The sequence below is a fragment of the Nonomuraea jabiensis genome, from assembly GCF_014204795.1.
Taxonomy (GTDB): Bacteria; Actinomycetota; Actinomycetes; order Streptosporangiales; family Streptosporangiaceae; genus Nonomuraea; species Nonomuraea jabiensis.
In genome coordinates, this window is the sequence record NZ_JACHMB010000001.1 from 10,582,005 (window position 1) to 10,600,462 (window position 18,458).

Here is an 18,458-nt window from a genome sequence, read left to right on the forward strand (position 1 = left end):
GCAACGGGTTTTCAGCCCGGGCTCTCGTCCTCCTCGAAGCAGAGCGAGCCGCCGATCTGGGCGCCGAGCTCCAGCTGGTCGTAGTAGATGCGGTGGCTGACGATGAGATCGTCCTCCACGGTCGAGACGCTGCACGCGCGTACGAGGATGGGGCGGCCGGTCGCCGGGGCCAGGCCCCCTCCGGGCATCAGGTAGGCGCCCTGGTGGGTGCCGCTCAGCGTGTACTCCGCCACCAGGGTGTCACCCAGGACCGTGAGCGACTGAACGGTGCACCTCGAGTCCGGGAACGCCTCGATGAACGCGCCGTAGTAGGAGGCGATCTCGTCCCTGTCCTGGCCCACGCCGTCCGGCGCGACGAGGACCGCACCGCGGCTGAAGGTGTCCGCGAGGCCGCCCAGGTCGTGGCGGTTGAACGCTCTGCGGAGCCGGTCCAGCGGGCGTCGGGGATCAGACATCGAGCCATTTTAATACCCCAAAGGGCAATTATTGGGCCAACCCCCAGTACAGAAGCCATACGCCGGCGACTGGAATCCGTCCTGAAATATCGGGCACAGTCTGTTTTCTGGAGACATATACGCCTGTCACAGGTCGCCGGGCTGTCCTGTCAGAGGGGGTGACCACCCTGGTGCCGGCGTCGCCCCGGCAACTACCATCTCGGCCAGTTCGAAAAGACGAGGAGTACCCTGCCCGGTGAAAGTCGAGACCGCCTGATGCAGGCCCTCCTCCACGCGGTGGCGATCTCCGCCGGGTGCGCCCTGGCCCTGGCCCCGGCCCTGCTGCCCTCCGCGCGTCCCGCCAGGAGGTGGCCGCACGTCGTCATGGCGTTCGGCATGGCGGCCGGGCACCTGGGCGGCTGGTTCCTGTCCGGCGCGGTGCTCGCGCTGCTGACCGCCGGCTGGCTCTGCGGCTCCCCCTCCCGCCGCGCCGAGACCGGTCATCACATCCAGGACTTCGTGGTCATGTCCCTCCTCCTGGTGCTGACGGCGTTCGGCTCGCCCCCTGTCATCGGCGCCGCGTCCGGGCACCCGCACGGAGGCGGTTCGCCGGCCGTGGTGGCCCTGGTCATCGGGCTGGCCTGGACCTGCGCCCGGCTCGTCCGCGTCCTGCCCGAGCGGAGCGGGGACCGAAAGATGTTCGGCCAGGACGTGTGCTCGGCCGGAATGGCGGCCAGCATGGCCTTCATGGCCGCGCTGGCCCTCTGACGGGCCGGAGCGTTGTCACACATCGGGCCGCTGCCTTGTCTGAGCTGGTACACGGCCGGATCGAGCCGGCCACCGTCCCGTGAAGGGAAGCCTGATGAGCATCGATCACGCTCACGCCCACCACCTCGACAACCCCGACAAGAGCGGGCCGCCGCCGAAGATCGACGTAGTCGCCACCGTGCCGGGGGCGCCGCCCGCGCCGGAGGGCGCCGAGGCGATGACGATCCTGGTCACATTGCCGCCGAACAGCCCGGGCGCGCCGCCGCACCGCCACTCCGGCCCCGCGTACGGGTACGTGGTCAAGGGGGCCGTCAACTTCGAGCTCGAAGGCGAGCCCGTGCGGGTCGTCCGGGCCGGCGAGGCGTTCTGGGAGCCCGGTGGGGACGTGATCCACTACCAGGACGGCAACCACCTGGCCGACGAGGAGTCGGCGTTCGTGGTGACGATGTTCTGCGCGCCTGGGCAGCCGATGCTGATCCCGGTCAGCCCGCAGGAGCTGGAGGCCCGGCGCGACCGCCGCGCGCCCCGTTCATGACCGCGCGCTGAAGGCGAAGAAAACAAAGACGTGCGCTTGGGCCGGTTTTCACCGTTTATATAACCGTGATTGTCACTGTCTATATAGATTGCGGTCGCAAAACAACGGGGGAAACCATGGAGAAGACGCTTGACCAGGATCGGGTGAAGGAGTTCCTGGAACGCGTGATGGTCGACAGCGGTGCCGCCCTCGCGGGCCTCTGCACGTCGATCGGCGCCCGGCTCGGCCTCTACGAGGCGATGGCCGGGGCCGGGCCGCTGACCTCCGGGCAGCTCGCCGCCCGTACCGGGCTCGACGAGCGGTACGTACGGGAGTGGCTGGCCTCCCAGGTGGCCGGCCAGTACGTGCACTACGAGCCCGGCACGGACACCTACGTGTTCCCCGACGAGCACGCCGCCGTGCTCGCGGACCCGGACTCTCCGGCGTACTCGGCCGGGGCGTTCGCCATGCTCCAGCCGCTCTACGCCACCGAGGACGCGCTGGTGGACGCCTACAGGACCGGCGGCGGCGTGGGCTGGGAGGAGCACGGGCCCGCCTTGTACGAGGGGGTGGCCAGGTTCTTCCTCCCCGGCTACGCCGCGTTCCTGGTGCAGGAGTGGCTGCCGGCCATGGACGGCGTCGTGGAGGGGCTGGAGCGGGGCATGTCCGTCGCCGACGTCGGCTGCGGCTTCGGCCACAGCACGCTGCTCATGGCGCGCGCGTACCCCGACTCCCGCTTCCACGGCTTCGACTTCCACGGCCCGTCCGTCGAGAGCGCGCGGCGGGCGGCGCAGGAGCAGGGGCTGGCCGATCGGGCGACCTTCGAGGTCGCGGGCGCGGGCGACTTCCCCGGCGGCGACTACGGCCTGATCACCTTCTTCGACTGCCTGCACGACCTCGGTGACCCCGGCGCCGCGTTCCGGCGGGCCGCGCGGACGTTGGCCGCCGACGGCGCCTGCCTGGTCGTCGAGCCGAACGCCGCCGCCGCGCCCCAGGACAACATCAATCCGCTCGGCCGGGCCTTCACCGCGACGTCCGCGACGTTGTGCCTGCCCGGGGCGCTGGCCCAGAAGGGGCCGTACGCGCTGGGGAACCACGCCGGCGAGGACGCCCTGCGGCGCATCGCGTACGAGGCCGGCCTGCGCACCTGGAAGCTGGCCGCGGAGGGCCCCGCCAACCGAGTCTACGACGTCCGCCGCTGATCCCCGGCCGCTGATCCCCCCGGCCGCGTCAGCCGGCGAGCGGCACCTGTGACGATGACGTCACCCCGCGCCGGGCAGCCTCCAAGAATGACGCGTCAGGAACCGGTCGAGGCACCTACCGGATCTCGTAGATGGCGGTGGTCCCGCTCACCTCGTTGCCCACGATCAGCAGCGGCCGGCGGGTCGGGCTGTCCCCCGCGGACACGAAGAAGACACCCTCGGGGCCGACGTCGCCGGCGGTCCCGTCCTCGACGGATCCGGCGAAGTCGCGGGTGCTGAGATAGTCGACGAGGGCCGGGCGCCGCGGTTCGGTCACGTCGTAGGCGACCACCCCGCCGACCCGCTCAAGCCCGACGAACGCGTACGTCCTCCCCCGCACCTGACCCACCGCGACGCCCTCGGGCTCCGGGCCCTTGTTGTCGCTGCGGCTGTCGAAGGAGTCGTTCTCCTCGTTGTCGGAGTTGAACTCCTCGGGCAGCTCCCGGGCGATCAACTGCTCGAGCTCGTCACCCGAGTCCCAGACCAGCGCGCCCGTGGCGGAGCGTACGGAGATCGAGCGAGCGCCGAAGGCGTACAGCTCCCGGTAGGCGCCCGAGGCGTCCTTCGGCGAGTCCGCGGCCACGGTCAGGCGGCCGAGCTCCGCGTCCTTCTTCAGCTCGGTGGCGTTCGGGAACGCCGCCGCCGACAGGGTCAGGTCCTTCACGCGCACCTCGTCCGTATGACAGTCCCAGTCACGGCCGTCGCCCTCATTGGCGGCGCTGGCCGAGGAGCGCATCCGCGTCGCCCGTGAGCTGCACGGCATCGTCGCGCACAGCCTGAACGCCATGGTGATCCAGTCGGCGGGGGCGGGCGCCGCCCTGCTGGACGACGACAGCGCCGAGGCGAGGGCGGCCGTCGAGGTGATCGGGCACGGGCGCGAGGCGAGCGCGCCCGGGCACGGCCTGATCGGCATGCGGGAGCGCGCCGAGACGTTCGGCGGAACGGCGCGGGGAGAGCCGCTGCCCGACGGCGGCTTCAGGGTCGAGGCGACCCTGCGGTGGGTGTGAGACCGTCCGCTCCGCCTCGACAGGACCGCGTCCGCGCCGAGGCGCGGCCCCGTCCCATGTCGGGCGGCAGCGGCTCCGACCCGGCGTTCGGCCTGCTCAAGGTCACCCGGCGGGAGCCGCTCTGCCGGGATCGTCGGCTCCAACGGGCTCGGACCGGCTCACCTCGGACCGGCTCACCTCGGAGCCGGGCTCCGCGCCCGAGCCGAGCCGCTCGCTCAGCCGCCGATACGGGCGGCTGCGTAGTGCCAGGGCCGTGGCGATCAGGCCGATGACGCCGGTCAGCATGAAGACGAGAGCCAGGCCGCGGTCGGCGCCGGTGCCGAACCAGTCGCCGATCGTCCGGGCACCCGCACCGTCGGTCATGAACGGGATGAAGACGAACTGGGCGATCGGTGCGATCAGGAACGCGGTCAGCGGGGAGGCGGCCTGCTCGACGCTCTGCGCGAAGCCGAAGACCCGGCCCTGCCGCTCGTAGGGCACCACCTTCTGCAGGATCGTCTGCTCGGCGGCCTCCGCGTACGGCACGAGCAGCATGTACGCGTACATGCCGACAGCGAGCAGGACGATCGAGGATCGTACCGGGAACAGCAGCGTCACCGTCCACAGCACGAGGTTGACCAGGAGCAGCACGCGGACGGGGTTGCGGCTCAGGCCGGTCCGGGCGACGAGCAGCCCGCCGAAGATGAAGCCGGTGCTCAGCACCCCCCAGAGCAGCCCCCACACCTGCACCGACACCAGGGACAGTCCGTAAGCGTCCATCAGCGCCATGAAGATGCCGCCGAGGAGGTTGTTGAACGCGGAGAAGGCGATCAGGGCCATCAGCCCCGGCACTTCCCGGACCACCCGGATCGTCCCTCTCAGGTCCACGGCGGTCTCCCGGGCGGCGGCCGGCTCGCCGGGCACCGGCGCCTGCGCCGAAGGGTCCGCCCGCACCGGCACGGGCACGCCGGGCGCCGCCGCCCGCTCCGGCATCCGGACGGCGGCCAGGTGCAGCACGCCTGCGGCAAGCGCCACCAGCGCCAGGATCAGCACCCAGAACATGCCGCCGAACGCCACGAGCAGGCCACTGAACACCGACGTCACCAGGAAGCTCACGCCCGACGTGCTGCCGACGAGCCCGTTGGCCCGATCCCTGCTGTCTTCTTCGATCAGCGCCGTCACCAGCGTCGGCAGCGCGATCGTCCGTATGTTGCCCACGATGACGCCGAACATCAGCAGCACGATCATCGCCCACAGGGCAACGCTCGCCGGATCGGTGAACGACTCCTCCGGGACAGCCTGGTAAACCGCCAACGCCGCGGCGTAGAGCACGAGCGACACCAACGCCGACAATTGCATCATTGTCTTCTTCGCGTGCCGGTCAACCAGGCTGCCGAACCAGATACCGGTGAGCGCCGTCATCACCAGGAAGATCCCGGAGATCACGCCGGTGGCGAAGACCGAGCGTGTTTGCAGGTAGACGTAAAAGGTGATCGCGAACCAGACGGTGTTGTTGATGACCGACACCACCAGGGTGTTGGCCAGCAGCTGGTAGAACGTCCTCCGGTCCCCTCGAATGACGCTCATGCCACGGACCCCGCGGCCCCGCCTGTCACCGGCGGAAAGGTGACCGGCGTATCAATGTGCTTGTCGTCAGTTGGCATCGGTCGCTCCGTTCTCATGGGTTGGTGCGCCTGTCACGAGTTATGACCCGCCGGAACCGCCAAACTCATCGGGTACCGGGCAACGCTTGGGCCCCTGTGGGGAGTCCGAGCGGCAGGCGTACGTGATCCTCAGCGTCGCACTCACATCAGCTACATCGCCACCATCCCCAACCCGACGGTCACCCTCTACCGGCCGCGGTCGACACCGCCGATGAGCTGCTCCTCGCCGCGTCCCGCGGAGCCGACCGCGAAGGTGGCCGGCGGGACGTGCTGCCGCACGGTGGGCAGCGCCTCCCACCGGATCCGGCGGTAGTCGGCGTAGGGATCGTCGACCGGCGGTGGAGCGGTGCCGTCGGGAATGACGGTGGCGGACGGCGATCCCGCGCGCAGAGCCGATGTTGACGCCCAGGCCGCCGGTCGGCGGGAACTGATGGGCGGCGTCCCCGCAAGCAGTAGAACGGCCTGTGCACTCCGTAGGTGTGGGCGTGCGGGCCGACGGATGCCGAGGTCGCCCGTGGCTTGCCCCAACAGATCCTCAACAAGTTCTCAACGACCACGCCCTAACCTCCAGGCGAAGCACCAGCTACGTGAAGGGGATCGCGAAATGACACACATCATCGGGAAAGCTGGGGCGGTGCTCAGCGGGGCCGGCCTGTCACTCGTCCTTCTGACCTCCGCCGCGCACGCCACCGCGGCTCCCGCACATCGCGTCAAAGGGAGCTGCACGATGGGTGACGGTCAGAAGGTGGGCTTCGAGATGAAGTACAGGACGTCCGGCGGGTACCACCGCGTCTCGGACGTCTTTTTCCGGTGGAGCTCCGAGGTGCCGACCCGCCTGAAGACTGCGCATCTTCGTCTGATGGTCGAGCGACGTGGCGAGGACAAGAAGATCTTCGGGGAGACGCTCCACGAGAAGCAGGCATCCAACGACGTCTCCTACGACATCGTCGTCGAGGTCAAGGTCCCGGCCAAGGAGAAGCTCTATCTCGTCGTCGACTCCACGTTCGTGAAGAAGGGCCGGGACATGCGCTGCGCGGGACGCACTGCCGGCGTGTAGCGCCGTTGGCCTGCATCGAGAGAAGGTCTCAGTCTGGCGCACCGCTCCAGCACCTGCTTGGCCCGTCGGCAGCTCGCCGCGTCCGACCGGCACCCGCAGACAGCCACTTCACCTCGCGTCCTCCAGCAGCAGCGCGACCTTCTTCTCGCAGGGTGCGTGCCCGATCTGCCGGCACAGCCGCAAGACCTGGCCCGCCCGGTGCGAAGCCGCCTCCCGGTCGCCGCGCCGCCGTTCCAGCTTGACCAGCTCCGTCAGCGCCGCCAGCTCCGGCAGCCGGTACGTGTTCTCGGACGCCACCGCGTGTCCCCGCAGCGCGTGGCGGACGGCGCCCTCCTGGTCGCCCAGGGCGTCGAGCAGCCGGGCGCGGGCGAGCAGCGCGTAGGCCAGGTGCCAGTTCAGGCCGCCCGCGCCGATGAGGTCGTCGGCCAGGTCCAGGCTGTCCGCGGCCTCTGCCGTCAGGCCGAGGCGGATCCCGGCGTCGGCCAGGGCGATCAGCGCCGCCGACTCCACCAGCCGGTCCCCCTGGCCGCGGCACACGTCGAGCGCCGCCAGCGCCTCCTCCCGCGACTGCGCCCACCGGCCGTTCTCCCAGTGCAGGCGGCTGATCCAGATCTGCGTCGTGGCCGCGCCGTGGCCGCCTATCGAGGTGATCAGGGCGACCGACTGCCGCAGGCAGGTCTCCGCCTCGCCGTAGCGGCCCTGGTCGAGGAGCACGGCGCCCAGCTGCCGCAGATCGGCCCCCTCGGCGTAGGGCAGATCGTGGCGCCGGCTCAGCGCGAGTGCCTGCCTGCAGTACTCCTCGGCCAGGTCCAGCCGGCCCAGGTGGTGGTACTGGTTGCCGAGCGCGTGGAGGGCCCGGATCTGGCCGGGCACCGAGCCGAGCTCGCCGAAGAGCTGCGCGGCCCGTACGTTGTCGGCCATCGCCTCGACGAGGTCGCCCGTCCACGCCCGCGCGAAGCTCAGCCCCATCCTGGCCGCCGCCTCGCTCTCCCGCTCGCCGCTGTCGCGGGCGATGCGGACGGCCTGCTGCAGGTGCCCGACGGCCTCCTCGCGGCGGCCGACGCGGAAGAGGCCGTCGCCCATGCCGGTGTGCAGCATGGCGGTCACGGCCGGCACGTCCTGCGCGGAGGCGGTCTCCAGCAGGGTCGGCGCGATCTCCATCCACTCGCCGATGCGTCCGGTACGGGCGCAGATGGCGCGGACCATGTCGGCCAGGCGCCAGACGGCCGGGCCGGGATCCCGCTCGATGGCGCGCCTCAGCGCGGCCAGCAGGTTGATGACGTCGGCCGCCTCGGGGGCAGGCAGCTCGCGGCCTTCCGGGGCCGGCTGCGGGCCGGAGAGCAGGGACTCGCCGGGCGCGCACCGGGCGGCGATGGCCGCGCCCAGCTCCAGGTAGTGGCCGAACAGGCGGCGCCAGGCCGGCTCGCGCTCGGAGTCGCGCCCGGCCTCCGCCACCGCGTACAGGCGGACCAGGTCGTGGAAGCGGTAGCGATCGGTGATGTGGTGTTCGAGCAGGTGGGCCGCGGCCAGGGCCTTGAGGGAGGCGCGTGCCGCGTCCTGCGGGAGGCCGGCGACCGCCGCGGCGGCCGCCACGGTGACATCGGGGCCGGGTACGAGCCCGAGCAGGCGGAAGACCCGCTGCTCGGCGGGGGCGAGCGCGCGGTAGGAGGCGGAGAAGGCGACCGTCACGGCGTTGTCCTTGGCGCCGTCCACGGTCAGCCCCGCCAGCGGGTCGCCGGCGGCCAGCTCCGCCGCGACCGTCGCGGTGCCGTCCTGGGGCCGGGCGGCGGCGTTCGCGGCGGCGATGCGCAGCGCGAGCGGCAGGCCGCCGCACGCGCGCACCAGCTCGCCGCGCGCGTCCGACTCGGCCGGGCCGCCCGCCGGCCCGAGCACGCCGTCCAGCAGCGCCCGGCCGCCCTCCTCGGACAACGGACTGAGCGAGTGCTGCCTGGCGCCCGCGAACGCCACCAGCTCGCCCAGGCGGTGCCTGCTGGTCACGAGCGCCACGCCGTTCGGCGGCAGGAGCTGCTCGATCTGGGCCGCCGCGCGGGCGTTGTCCAGGACCAGCAGGAACGAACGCCCCGCCAGCAGCGAACGATAGAGGCCGAGCTGGGTCTCGAACCCGCCCCGCACCCGTTCGGCGTCGACGCCGAGCGAGACCAGCAGCCGGGTCAGCGCCGCCGTCGTGGTCAGCGGCTCGTGGTCCGGGTCGTAGCCGCGCAGGTCGATGTAGAGCTGCCCGTCGGGGAAGCGGTCCTTGGCCTGGTGCGCCCAGTGCAGCGCGAGGGCCGTCTTGCCCATGCCGGCCGTGCCGCTCAGCACGCACACGCCGTCGCCGCCGCCCAGGCACTCGTCCAGCCACGCCAGCTCCGCGTCGCGGGCGGCGAACTCGGGCACGTCCCTGGGTAACTCGGCCGGCCGGGCGACGAGGGGCTCCCGTCGCGGAGGGAGGGGCGCCGGCTGCGTGCCCTCTCCCGGTGCGTCGGGTTCGTCGTCCCGCAGGAGCCGCTGGTGCAGCTCGCGCAGGGGGCGGCCGGGCTCGATGCCCAGCTCGTCGACCAGCCGCCGTCTCGCCTCCCGGTACACGGCCAGCGCCTCGCCGCGGCGCTCGCACCGGTGCAGGGCCAGCATGAGCTGTCCCAGCAGCCGCTCGCGCAGCGGGTGCTCGGCCACCGCCGTGTGCAGCTCGCCGACGATCTCGGCGTGCCGCCCGGCCGCGAGTTCGGCGTCGTACAGCTCCTCCAGGGCGCAGATCCGCCTGTCCTCGAGGCCCGGACGCTCCTGGTGGATCAGCTGGGCGCTGGTCCCGGCCAGCGCGGGCCCGCGCCACAGGCCCGCCGCGGCGCGGAGCCGTGCCGCGGCGTCGGTGTGGCGTCCCTCCTCGGCGTCGGCGCGCGCGGCGGCCCGGTACGCCTCGAACAGCTGCAGGTCGAGCTCGTCCGGGCCGGCGTGGATGCGGTAGCCGGCGCCGACGCGGCTGATGCGCTCCTTGCCGACCAGGGCTCGCAGCTCGTGGATGTACACCTGCAGGCGCGCCACGGCCGTGCGCGGGGCCCGCTCGCCCCAGATCAGGTCGACGAGCCGGTCGTTCGACACCGTACGGTTCGCCTCGAGCAGCAGGGCGGCCAGCGCGGTCCGCTGCTTCGGCGAGCCCAGCGTGATCGGCCCGTCAGGCCCGTCGACCGACACCGGCCCGAGAAGCGCGAACCGCGCCTCCGATTCCATGTGCCCCCTTCACGTCCCGATTCCCCCGCTGCGATGCTAGCGAGAGATGATCGTGAAGATGGGGGATACCGGATCCCGGGGTTACTTCAGGACCCAGAGTGCCCAGAACGGGCTGTCCCAGTCGCAGTCCCAGTATTCGTGGTCTCCGGAGTATTTCCAGCCCGCCGCCTCGCACTGCGCCAAGGTCCGGTGGACGCTCTTGATGTAACCGGCCTGCGCGCTCGCGGACGGGCCGGCGCCGACCGTCGCGGCCAGCGCCAGAGCGGTCGCCGGGACCAGCACTCTCATGATCTTGTTCCGCATGGAGAACCTGCCTTCGCTTGGTTACGCGAAGCGTCGCAGCCCGGGCTTCCGTAACGCTTCTCCTTCACTCCCGGCCGTCGCGGATCCAGACGGTCATGTCGGTCAGGCCGCGGTTGGCCCAGGAGAAGTACGGCACGGCGGTCATCGTGACGCCGCGCCGGGCGGGAGGGCGGTCGCCGTACAGCGACCCGTCGGTCCCGTCGTCCGCGGTGGCCTCGGCGCTCAGGGTGACGACGCCGGTCCGCTCGTCCGGGACGACGTGGACGGGGGCGTCGCGGGCGAGGACGAGGCTGTGCACGGCGCAGTCGTGGTCCACGCCCTCCAGGCAGAACACGATCGGGCCGCGCTCGAGGGCGACCTTGCCGGCGGTGGCGGCGACGGCGGGGTGCGCCCAGGTCCGGCGGACCTCCATGCCGAGGTCGATCTCGACCACGTCCCCGGCCCGCCAGCGACGGGAGAGCGTGCAGTAGCCGTCGCGGAGGTCGGGCCGGTGCACGGGTTCGCCGTTGACGGTGACGGCGGGCTGCCGGCTCCAGCCGGGGATGCGGACGGCCAGCGCGAACTCGGCCCCGTCGTCGGCGTGAGTGACCGTGATGGCCAGGCGGCCTTCCCGGGGGTAGGCGGTGTCCTGGCGGAGGGTGACCTCGCCGCCGGCGAAGGCGAAGCGAGCGGTGCCGGCCACGTACAGGTTGACGACGGCCTCGCCGGGTCCCTGGGCGTAGACGTAGCGGCCGAGCTCGCTGAGCAGCCGGGCGAGGTTGGGCGGGCAGCAGGCGCAGTCGAACCACTCCTGCCGGGTGACGGTGCCGTCGCCGGCGAGGGGGTTGCCGTAGAAGTAGCGGGTGCCGTCGGCGGAGGCGCCGCTGAGGACGCCGTTGTAGAGGGCGCGTTCGAGGGTGTCGACGTAGTGGCCGTCGCCGGTGAGGTTGCTCATCCGCCGCGCCCACTGGACGAGGCCGATCGCGGCGCAGGTCTCGGCGTAGCCGTGGGCGTCGGGCAGGTCGTACGCGGGTCCGAAGCCTTCGATGCTGGGGTCGGAGCCGAGCCCGCCGGTGATGTACAGCTTCTTGCCGGTGACGTCGGCCCACAGCCGGCGCACGGCCTGGAGCAGCCGGTCGTCGTCGTACTCGCCGGCCAGGTCGGTCATCGCGCTGTACATGTACATGGCGCGGACCGAGTGGCCGACGGCTTCGGCCTGGTCGGCCGCGGGCAGGTGGCTCTGGTTGTACTCGCGGAAGCGTCGCAGGTCCCCGGGTTTGCGGGGGAGTCTGGTGCCGAAGTAGCCGGGGGTGCCGCGGTGCCGCAGCTCGGTCTCGAAGTAGTAGGGCTGCTCCCCGCGCCAGTCGATGAAGCGCCGGCCGAGGTCGAGGTAGCGGCGCTCGCCGGTCGCGCGGTAGAGCCTGACCAGCGCGAGCTCGATCTCCTGGTGCCCGCAGTAGCCGCCGGCGCGGGGGCCGTCGGGGCTGAAGACGGTGTCGATCAGGTCGGCGTAGCGGCGCACGATGTCGAGCAGCCGGGTCTTGCCGGTCGCCTCGAAGTGGGCGACGCCGGCTTCGATGAGGTGGCCGGCGCAGTACAGCTCGTGGGCGTCGCGGAGGTCGGTGAACCGCTCCCCCGGCTTGACGACGGTGAAGTACACGTTGAGGTAGCCGTCGTCCTGCTGCGCGCCGGCCAGCAGCTCGATCGCCTCGTCGACGGCCCGATCGAGTTCGGGGTCGTCGGTGGTGGCCAGGCAGTAGCTGGCGGCCTCGATCCACTTGGCGACGTCGCTCTCCCAGAAGATGTGCGGCTCGTCCGGGTCCCCCGGCCGCCAGGTCAGGCTCAGGGCGTCGAACTGCTGTCCGGGCCGGCGCAGCTGGCCCTCCTGGTGCCGCAGCGTACGCGTACGGATCAGCTCGCGGCGCGGCGCCCAGAACTCGTCGTCGATGGTGACCGCGGTCAGCGGCAGCGGCTCGCGGCGCAAGGCGGCGGCAGAGGTCATGGTCATGGGATTCCCAACGTGAAATGGCTGAAGACCGTCACGAGCCCGCGGCCCTGGGCAGGACCGCGGTGCCCCAGACGTAGGCGAAGGAGGCGAAGGCCGGCACGGCGACGCCGAAGACCGGGACCAGCCCCGGGACGAGGTAGTACGCGCACAGGACCACGCCGACCACGAGCAGCGTGACGAGCGCCTGGACCGGGCGGGCCAGGACGAGGATGGCGCTGCGGCGGACGAGCGCGCCCGGCCCTTCGTCGAAGTGGGCGGCGAGGATCCAGATGTTCGCGGTCATGCCTGACACGAACAGCGTGACCAGCCAGAGCACCGCGCCGAGCAGCGGTTCGACCACGCCGAGGTCGGCGGTCTCCAGCAGCCGCCGGTCCAGCAGGAGCACCGCCCAGGCCGCCGCGAAGACGTAGCCCACCACGTTGGCGGTGCGGAACTCCTGGCGCCAGAGCCGGCGGAACTCGGGGGGCGACCCTGGGCGCAGGAGCTCGCCGCGGATGACGCCGTACACCGCGGCGGTCGCGGGGAAGACGCCGAGCACGATGCCGCCGGCCAGGCTCCACACGACCCAGAGCAGGTGCAGCTTGAGCAGCAGCAGGCCCACCTCGCCCGCCCTCGTGTGCCAGGTGAGGACGCGTCTCATCAGCCTTTCACCGACCCGATGAGGACGCCCTTCTCGAAGTAGCGCTGCAGGAACGGGTAGAGCACCAGGACCGGCAGGCTGGAGACGACGATCACGCCGTACTTGATCTGGTCGGCGTACTGCTGGTCGTAGGAGGTGCCGCTGCCGCCGGAGGCTCCGACGCCACCGGCGAACGCCTGGTTGGACAGCAGGATGTCACGCAGCACGATCTGCAGCGGTTGCAGCGCGTTGTCCCGGACGAACACCATGCCGGTGAAGAAGTCGTTCCAGTGCTGCACCAGGTAGTACAGGCCGATGACCGAGACGATCGCCTTGGACAGCGGCAGCGCGACCCTGGCGAAATACTGCAGGTAGGACACGCCGTCGATCATCGCCGCCTCGAACAGCTCCTTCGGCAGCGAGTGCTCGAAGAACGCGCGGGCGATGATGAGGTTGTAGACGTTCACGGCCGGCGGCAGGACGAACACGAGCCAGTTGTCCAGCAGGCCGAGGTCGCGATAGAGCAGGTACGTCGGGATCAGCCCGCCGTTGAAGAACATCGTGAACACGAAGAACAGCATGAGGATCCGCCGCGGGCGGAACTCCGGCCGCGACAGCGCGTACGCCGCCGGGATGGTCACGACGAGGTTCAGCGCGGTCCCGACCACGCTGTAGAGCAGCGTGTTGCCGTAGCCCGTCCAGATCCGCTCGTCGTTGAAGATCTCCCGGTACCCGAAGAGGTTCACGCCCTTCGGCCACAGCCACACCTCGCCGGTGGAGATCAGCGACGGGCTGCTCACGGACGCGATCGCCACGAAGTAGACCGGATAGACCACCGCGAACAGGACCGCCACGCAGATCGCGCCGAGCGCCAGCGTGAAGACGACGTCGCCCGGTGACTTCTTCAGGGGAGTCGCGCTCACCACAGGCTCCAGTTCGACACGCGGCGCGCGATCGCGTTGGCGGCGATCAGGAACGCGAAGTTGATGACGGTGTTGAAGAGGCCGATCGCGGTGGCGTAGCTGAACTGCGTGCTGAAGATGCCGATCTTGTAGACGTACGTCGCGATGACCTCCGACACCGGCAGGTTCAGGTTGTTCTGCATCAACCAGACCTTCTCGAAGCCGGTGTTCAGCACGCCGCCCATGGTGAGGATGAGCAGGACCACCATGGTCGGCACGATGCTCGGGACGTCGACGTGCCGGATGAGCTGCAGCCGGTTCGCGCCGTCCACCTTGGCCGCCTCGTACAGCTGCGGGTCGACCCGCGAGAGCGCGGCGAGGTAGATGATGCTGTTCCACCCGCAGTGCTGCCACACGTCGGAGATCACGTACACCGGCACGAAGGCGGCCGTGTCGCCGAGGAAGTTCACCCCGTCGAGGCCGAAGGGCGCGAGGAGACGGGTGAGCAGTCCGGTGGACGGGTTGAGGAACGCCTGCAGCATGCCGACGATGACCACGATCGAGATGAAGTGCGGCAGGTACGTCGCCGTCTGCATGATCCTCTTGCGCCGGCCGCCGGCGATCTGGTTGATCATCAGCGCCAGCAGGATCGGCGCGACGAACCCCACCACGAGCGTGGTGAAGGCGATGACGAACGTGTTCTTCAGCAGCGGCCAGAACAGCGGGCTGTCGAAGAACTGCCGGAAGTACTTCAGCCCGACCCATTCGCCACCGGTGAGACCGGCCGCGAAGTCGAACTCCCGGAAGGCGAGCTGGATCCCGTACATCGGGACGTACATGAACACGGCGACGAAACCGACGGCCGGCAGGACCATGAGCCACAGTTGCCAGTACCGCCTGACGTGCCGGCCGGCGCCGGGCCTTGGGGCGCCGGGCCTTGGGGCGCCGGGCCTTGGGGCGCCGGCCGCCGGCTTGCGAGCCGCGAGGAGAGAGTCCGCCATCAGCGCGTCTTCGCGTACTCGTCGTAGTAGCGCTGGTAGATGTCGATGTTCTGCTGCAGGCCGGCGTTCTGGACCTGCTGGACGTACTGGCCCCACTGGTCCTCGACGCCGCCCTTGGTGATCCACTCGGCGAACTTCGTCATCGCGGTGTTGAGCATCGTGGTGTTGTTCAGCCCGAGCTGGTTGGTGTCGTCGGGCTTCATCTGGATGAACTGGAACGGGTAGACGTCCTTGTCCACGTCCATGTTCGCCAGCGCCTTCTTCAGCGGCTCGGTCTGCTCGACGGCCTCGTCCAGGTCGGCCGGCAGCTTCACCTCGATGTCGTCCCGGATCCAGACCGGGCCGGCGTCGGCGATGGTGACCGTCCACTTCCAGGTCGACGGGTCGACCTTGGGGTCGGCCGGCGGGAGCACCTCGTACTCCTTGTCGCTGATCTTCTTGACGTACCGGCCGAGGTCGCCCCACAGCACCTGCAGCGACATCTCCTTGTCGTAGAGGGCGTTGACGATCTTGAGCGCTGCCTGCTTGTTGCTCGACCTGGCGGAGACGAGGATCTGGTTCGACGGGAAGTTCTCGCCGTTGGAGTCGTACGTCCAGGTCACCGGGGTGGTCTGGCCGGCTTCGGCGAGCAGCGGCGCCATCGCGACGTACTGGTCGGCCAGCTCGGCGCCGAACCGGTCGCTGGCCGTCCAGCCCCAGCTGAAGCCGACCTTGGCCACCTTGCCGGAACCGCGGCCGACCGCCTGGTAGGCCGAGTAGTCCTGCGTCATGACGTTCTTGCTGATCAGGCCCGCGGCGTAGCAGCGGTGGAGGAACTCGATGACCCGCTTGTAGCGCTCGTCGACGAGGAAATTGCCGACCTTGCCGTCCTCGAGGAAGTAGCCCTGGCCGCCGCCGCCCGCGATCGGCAGGCCGAGGCTGCCGAGCAGCACGCTGGGCTGGAAGTAGCCGAAGCCGTCCGTGCCGACCGGTGACCAGTCCATCGGGATCTCGTCGTTCTTGTCGCCGTTGCCGTTCGCGTCCTCCTCCTTGAACGCGACGAGCACGGTGTAGAGCTCGTCCCAGGTGGTCGGGACCTTCAGGCCGAGCCGGTCGAGCCACTGCTTGTTGATGTACTGGTGGGTCACGGTCGTCGGCCAGAACCGCTTGTAGCCCGGGACCGCGTAGACCTCGCCGGTGGTCAGCGTGGCCATCGACTTCAGCTGCGGCTTGGCCGCGAACAACGCCTTGACGTTCGGCAGCGCGTCCAGGTCGTCGGCCAGGTTCTCGAAGAGCGTCCGGTACGTGCCCAGGTCGGCATTGGTGATCGCGTTCGTGCCGATGATCAGGTCGGGCACGTCGCCGGCCGCCAGCATGGTGGACTTCTTCTGGTCCCAGTCGGCCGAGATCTCCTGCCACTGGATCTTCACGCCCGCGATCTTCTCCAGCTGTTTGGGCCACTCCATCGTGCTCATCGGCTTGGTCAGCGGATGTTTGTTGACCAGGATCCGCAGCGTGTTCGGATCGCCTGCGGAGGTCCTGCCGGAGCAGCCCGCGAGTGCGGTGAGGCCGGCCGCGACGACGAAGGCCCGGCGGGACAGTACCGGTGGGGTGGCCATGCGGTCCTCCTGAGGGGGACGGAGGGTGTGACCGAGATCTCGGTGAATGTTTCAGCGATGTTAGGGGCGGTCATTCAGCGTTGTCAACGACAGGACAAACGAGGGAAGGAACGACCGCGGCAGGGGTGCGGAGGGGGTCAGGCCTGCGCGGACGAGTCGCGGACCACGAGGTGCACGCCGGTGTGCACCTGCCGGGCCGCGCCGTCGTACCCGTCGAGGCGCTCGATGAGCAGGCGGACGGCGGCGGCCACCATCTCGCCCTGGTCGGGGCTCACCGACGACAACGACGGGATCGTGAACTCCCCCTCGTCCGTGTCGTCGAAGCCGGTGACCGCGACGTCCTCAGGAACGCGGATGGCGTGCGCGCGCAGCGCTTTCAGCACGCCCACGGCGATCGTGTCGTTGACGCACACGGCGGCGTCGAACCTCGGGCCGGAGCGCCGCAGCAGCCCCACCATCGCCTCGTAGCCCGAGGCCCTGCGGTCCCAGTCGGAGCTGTACGCTACGAGCGAGGGATCATGCTCGATGCCGCGCTCCCGCAGAGCCGCGACGAACCCGGAGTAGCGGTCCCCGGTCGGGACGGCGCCCGCCGGACCGTTCCAGACGAACGCGAGCCGCCGCCGGCCGGTGTCCAGCAGATGCCGGGTGATCGCCAGGAACCCCGCGTGCTCCCCCATCAGCACACCGTCGAGCGTCCTGATCGGCGCGCCGCCGAGCGCCACCGCCGGGCGCCGCGGGATCGCGCCGGCGAGCAGCTCGTCCGACAGGTGGTGCGGGCAGATGATGACGCCGTCGACGTCGGCGGTCGTCACGCCGAGCACCGCGTCGCGCTCGCGGTCGCCGCCGCTGGCGATCCGCAGCGTGCTGGTGAACCCGCACTCGGCCAGGGCGAGGATGAGCCGCTCGGCGTTCTCCGCGAAGTACGGCTGGTAGAGGTTCGGCACGACGACGGCGATCCGGCCGGTCCGGCCGGAGGCGAGCCCGCGCCCGGCCTGGCTCGTGGCGTGTCCCGCCTCGTAGCCGACCTCCTCGACCGCGGCCTGGACCTTGGCCCGGGTGGCGGCCGAGACATGCGGGCGGCCGAGAAGGACGTTGGACACGGTCTTCGCCGAGACCCCGGCCAGCACGGCGACATCCGCCAGCGTCGGGCGCCTCATCGCGGGTCCCGGCCGAGCGTGGACTCGCGCCGGATCAGCGCGACCGGCGAGACCACCGCGCGCGGCTGGCGCGGCGCCGTGCCGGCGAGGCGGTCGGCGAGCAGCTCCAGCGCGCTGCGCGCCAACCGGGCCGGGCCCGGGTCGATCGTGGTGAGCGACGGCGTCGAGAACCGCCCGTCCTCCAGGTTGCCGTAGCCGGCGACCGCCACCCGTCCCGGGACATCCACCCCGTGCTTGACCAGCGCCGCGAGAGCCCCGAGCGCCACCTCGTCGTTGGCGCACAGCAGCACGTCGACGTCCGGGTGCCGCTCCAGCACCTGTACGGCGGCCCGCGCGCCCGCGCGCCGGTCGGCCACCTCGCCGAGATCTACACACGGCACGGGCGCCGGGCCGGAGCCGTCGAGACAGGCGCGCAGCTCGTCCTGATGCGCGCCGAGCAGCGCCGGGCGGGAGCGGCCCATGACGTCGAGGTGGCGGGCCATCAGGGCCGCCGCCTCCGCGACGTCCTCCTCGACCCGGTCCACCCCGGCCGCGTCCCCTTGCACGACGACCACGGGGCGCTCGTCCAGCCCGTCACCGACCGGCGCCGCCGGCCCGATCAGCACCACGCCGTCGAACGTCTTGCCCCGGGCGGCGAGCACCGCCGCCAGCCGGGCCGGATCGCCGTGCGTCGGCTCGACGGCGGCGAGCATCCCCCAGCGATCCGCCTCGGTGACCAGGGCCTCGACGAGACCCGCGAGATAGGGGCGGCGCAGCTCGGTGACGGCGATGCCGACCACCCCGACCTGCCCGGTCCTGAGCGCCCTGGCGGCCCGGTTGGGGACCCAGCCGAGCTCGTCGATCGCCGCGTGCACCCGGCGTACCTTCTCCGGGCGGATGTGCGGCTCGCCGTTCACCACACGTGACACGGTCTTGATCGAGACGCCCGCCCGATCGGCCACCTCCCGCATCGTCACGCGCATGCGTACAGCGTAGGTCACGGCAGGACTTCCCAGCATTCGG

17 protein-coding genes are annotated in these 18,458 nt (G+C 70.9%); 5 read left to right on the top strand and 12 right to left on the bottom strand.

All coding sequences use genetic code 11. The annotated features are described in order from the left end of the window. Positions 1 to 11 precede the first annotated feature (11 nt). A complete protein-coding gene (locus HD596_RS48425; protein ID WP_185076073.1) occupies positions 12 to 455 on the bottom strand; it encodes an ester cyclase in 444 nt (147 codons plus the stop codon). A 255-nt stretch (positions 456 to 710) separates the two neighbouring features. Between HD596_RS48425 and HD596_RS48430 the strand changes: the two genes are divergently transcribed. From HD596_RS48430 to HD596_RS48440, 3 genes are all read left to right on the top strand, one after another. After that, positions 711 to 1,202: a hypothetical protein gene (locus HD596_RS48430; RefSeq protein ID WP_185076074.1), complete on the top strand. Its 492-nt coding sequence runs from the start codon at positions 711 to 713 to the stop codon at positions 1,200 to 1,202. 94 nt (positions 1,203 to 1,296) lie between these two features. Continuing rightward, entirely contained in the window at positions 1,297 to 1,737 is a 441-nt protein-coding gene (locus HD596_RS48435) for a cupin domain-containing protein (protein WP_185076075.1), read from the top strand. A gap of 116 nt (positions 1,738 to 1,853) precedes the next feature. Continuing rightward, positions 1,854 to 2,918: a class I SAM-dependent methyltransferase gene (locus HD596_RS48440; protein ID WP_185076076.1), complete on the top strand. Its 1,065-nt coding sequence runs from the start codon at positions 1,854 to 1,856 to the stop codon at positions 2,916 to 2,918. Positions 2,919 to 3,033: 115 nt separating this feature from the next. On the opposite strand, the gene HD596_RS48445 is transcribed toward HD596_RS48440, so the two are convergent. Continuing rightward, complete coding sequence (locus HD596_RS48445; RefSeq protein ID WP_185076077.1) at positions 3,034 to 3,621, bottom strand: choice-of-anchor I domain-containing protein; 588 nt, start codon at positions 3,619 to 3,621, stop codon at positions 3,034 to 3,036. A gap of 46 nt (positions 3,622 to 3,667) precedes the next feature. On the opposite strand from HD596_RS48445, the gene HD596_RS48450 reads away from it, so the two are divergent. Next, positions 3,668 to 3,964: a histidine kinase gene (locus HD596_RS48450; protein WP_185076078.1), complete on the top strand. Its 297-nt coding sequence runs from the start codon at positions 3,668 to 3,670 to the stop codon at positions 3,962 to 3,964. Between the two features lie 102 nt (positions 3,965 to 4,066). On the opposite strand, the gene HD596_RS48455 is transcribed toward HD596_RS48450, so the two are convergent. Next, positions 4,067 to 5,530 carry an MFS transporter gene (locus HD596_RS48455; protein WP_185076079.1) on the bottom strand — a complete coding sequence of 488 codons (1,464 nt, stop codon included), beginning with the start codon at positions 5,528 to 5,530 and terminating at the stop codon, positions 4,067 to 4,069. 936 nt (positions 5,531 to 6,466) lie between these two features. Here HD596_RS48455 and HD596_RS48460 point away from each other — a divergent pair. Further along, positions 6,467 to 6,664: a hypothetical protein gene (locus HD596_RS48460; protein WP_185076080.1), complete on the top strand. Its 198-nt coding sequence runs from the start codon at positions 6,467 to 6,469 to the stop codon at positions 6,662 to 6,664. Positions 6,665 to 6,772: 108 nt separating this feature from the next. On the opposite strand, the gene HD596_RS48465 is transcribed toward HD596_RS48460, so the two are convergent. The 9 genes from HD596_RS48465 to HD596_RS48505 form a co-directional block, all read right to left on the bottom strand. After that, positions 6,773 to 9,889, bottom strand: a complete 3,117-nt coding sequence (locus HD596_RS48465; RefSeq protein ID WP_185076081.1) for an AfsR/SARP family transcriptional regulator — start codon at positions 9,887 to 9,889, stop codon at positions 6,773 to 6,775. Positions 9,890 to 9,970: 81 nt separating this feature from the next. Then, on the bottom strand, positions 9,971 to 10,192 hold the full coding sequence (locus HD596_RS48470) for a hypothetical protein (RefSeq protein WP_185076082.1): 222 nt from the start codon (positions 10,190 to 10,192) through the stop codon (positions 9,971 to 9,973). Positions 10,193 to 10,256: 64 nt separating this feature from the next. Continuing rightward, on the bottom strand, positions 10,257 to 12,179 hold the full coding sequence (locus HD596_RS48475) for a glycoside hydrolase family 127 protein (protein WP_221519933.1): 1,923 nt from the start codon (positions 12,177 to 12,179) through the stop codon (positions 10,257 to 10,259). 31 nt (positions 12,180 to 12,210) lie between these two features. Continuing rightward, a complete protein-coding gene (locus HD596_RS48480) occupies positions 12,211 to 12,819 on the bottom strand; it encodes a YesL family protein (RefSeq protein WP_185076083.1) in 609 nt (202 codons plus the stop codon). Beyond that, positions 12,819 to 13,721: a carbohydrate ABC transporter permease gene (locus HD596_RS64345; protein ID WP_221519934.1), complete on the bottom strand. Its 903-nt coding sequence runs from the start codon at positions 13,719 to 13,721 to the stop codon at positions 12,819 to 12,821. Before HD596_RS64345 ends, HD596_RS48480 begins: the two co-directional genes overlap by 1 nt. Further along, on the bottom strand, positions 13,718 to 14,575 hold the full coding sequence (locus HD596_RS48490; protein ID WP_246555385.1) for an ABC transporter permease: 858 nt from the start codon (positions 14,573 to 14,575) through the stop codon (positions 13,718 to 13,720). Before HD596_RS48490 ends, HD596_RS64345 begins: the two co-directional genes overlap by 4 nt. Positions 14,576 to 14,700: 125 nt before the next feature. Further along, positions 14,701 to 16,299 (bottom strand): type 2 periplasmic-binding domain-containing protein, encoded by a 1,599-nt coding sequence (locus HD596_RS48495; protein ID WP_185076086.1) that lies wholly within the window; start codon positions 16,297 to 16,299, stop codon positions 14,701 to 14,703. Between the two features lie 137 nt (positions 16,300 to 16,436). After that, on the bottom strand, positions 16,437 to 17,456 hold the full coding sequence (locus HD596_RS48500; protein ID WP_185076087.1) for a LacI family DNA-binding transcriptional regulator: 1,020 nt from the start codon (positions 17,454 to 17,456) through the stop codon (positions 16,437 to 16,439). Next, the gene (locus HD596_RS48505; RefSeq protein ID WP_185076088.1) at positions 17,453 to 18,418 is read right to left on the bottom strand and encodes a LacI family DNA-binding transcriptional regulator; all 966 of its coding nucleotides are present in this window, start codon (positions 18,416 to 18,418) and stop codon (positions 17,453 to 17,455) included. The genes HD596_RS48500 and HD596_RS48505 overlap by 4 nt, the downstream gene beginning before the upstream one ends. Positions 18,419 to 18,458 lie beyond the last annotated feature (40 nt).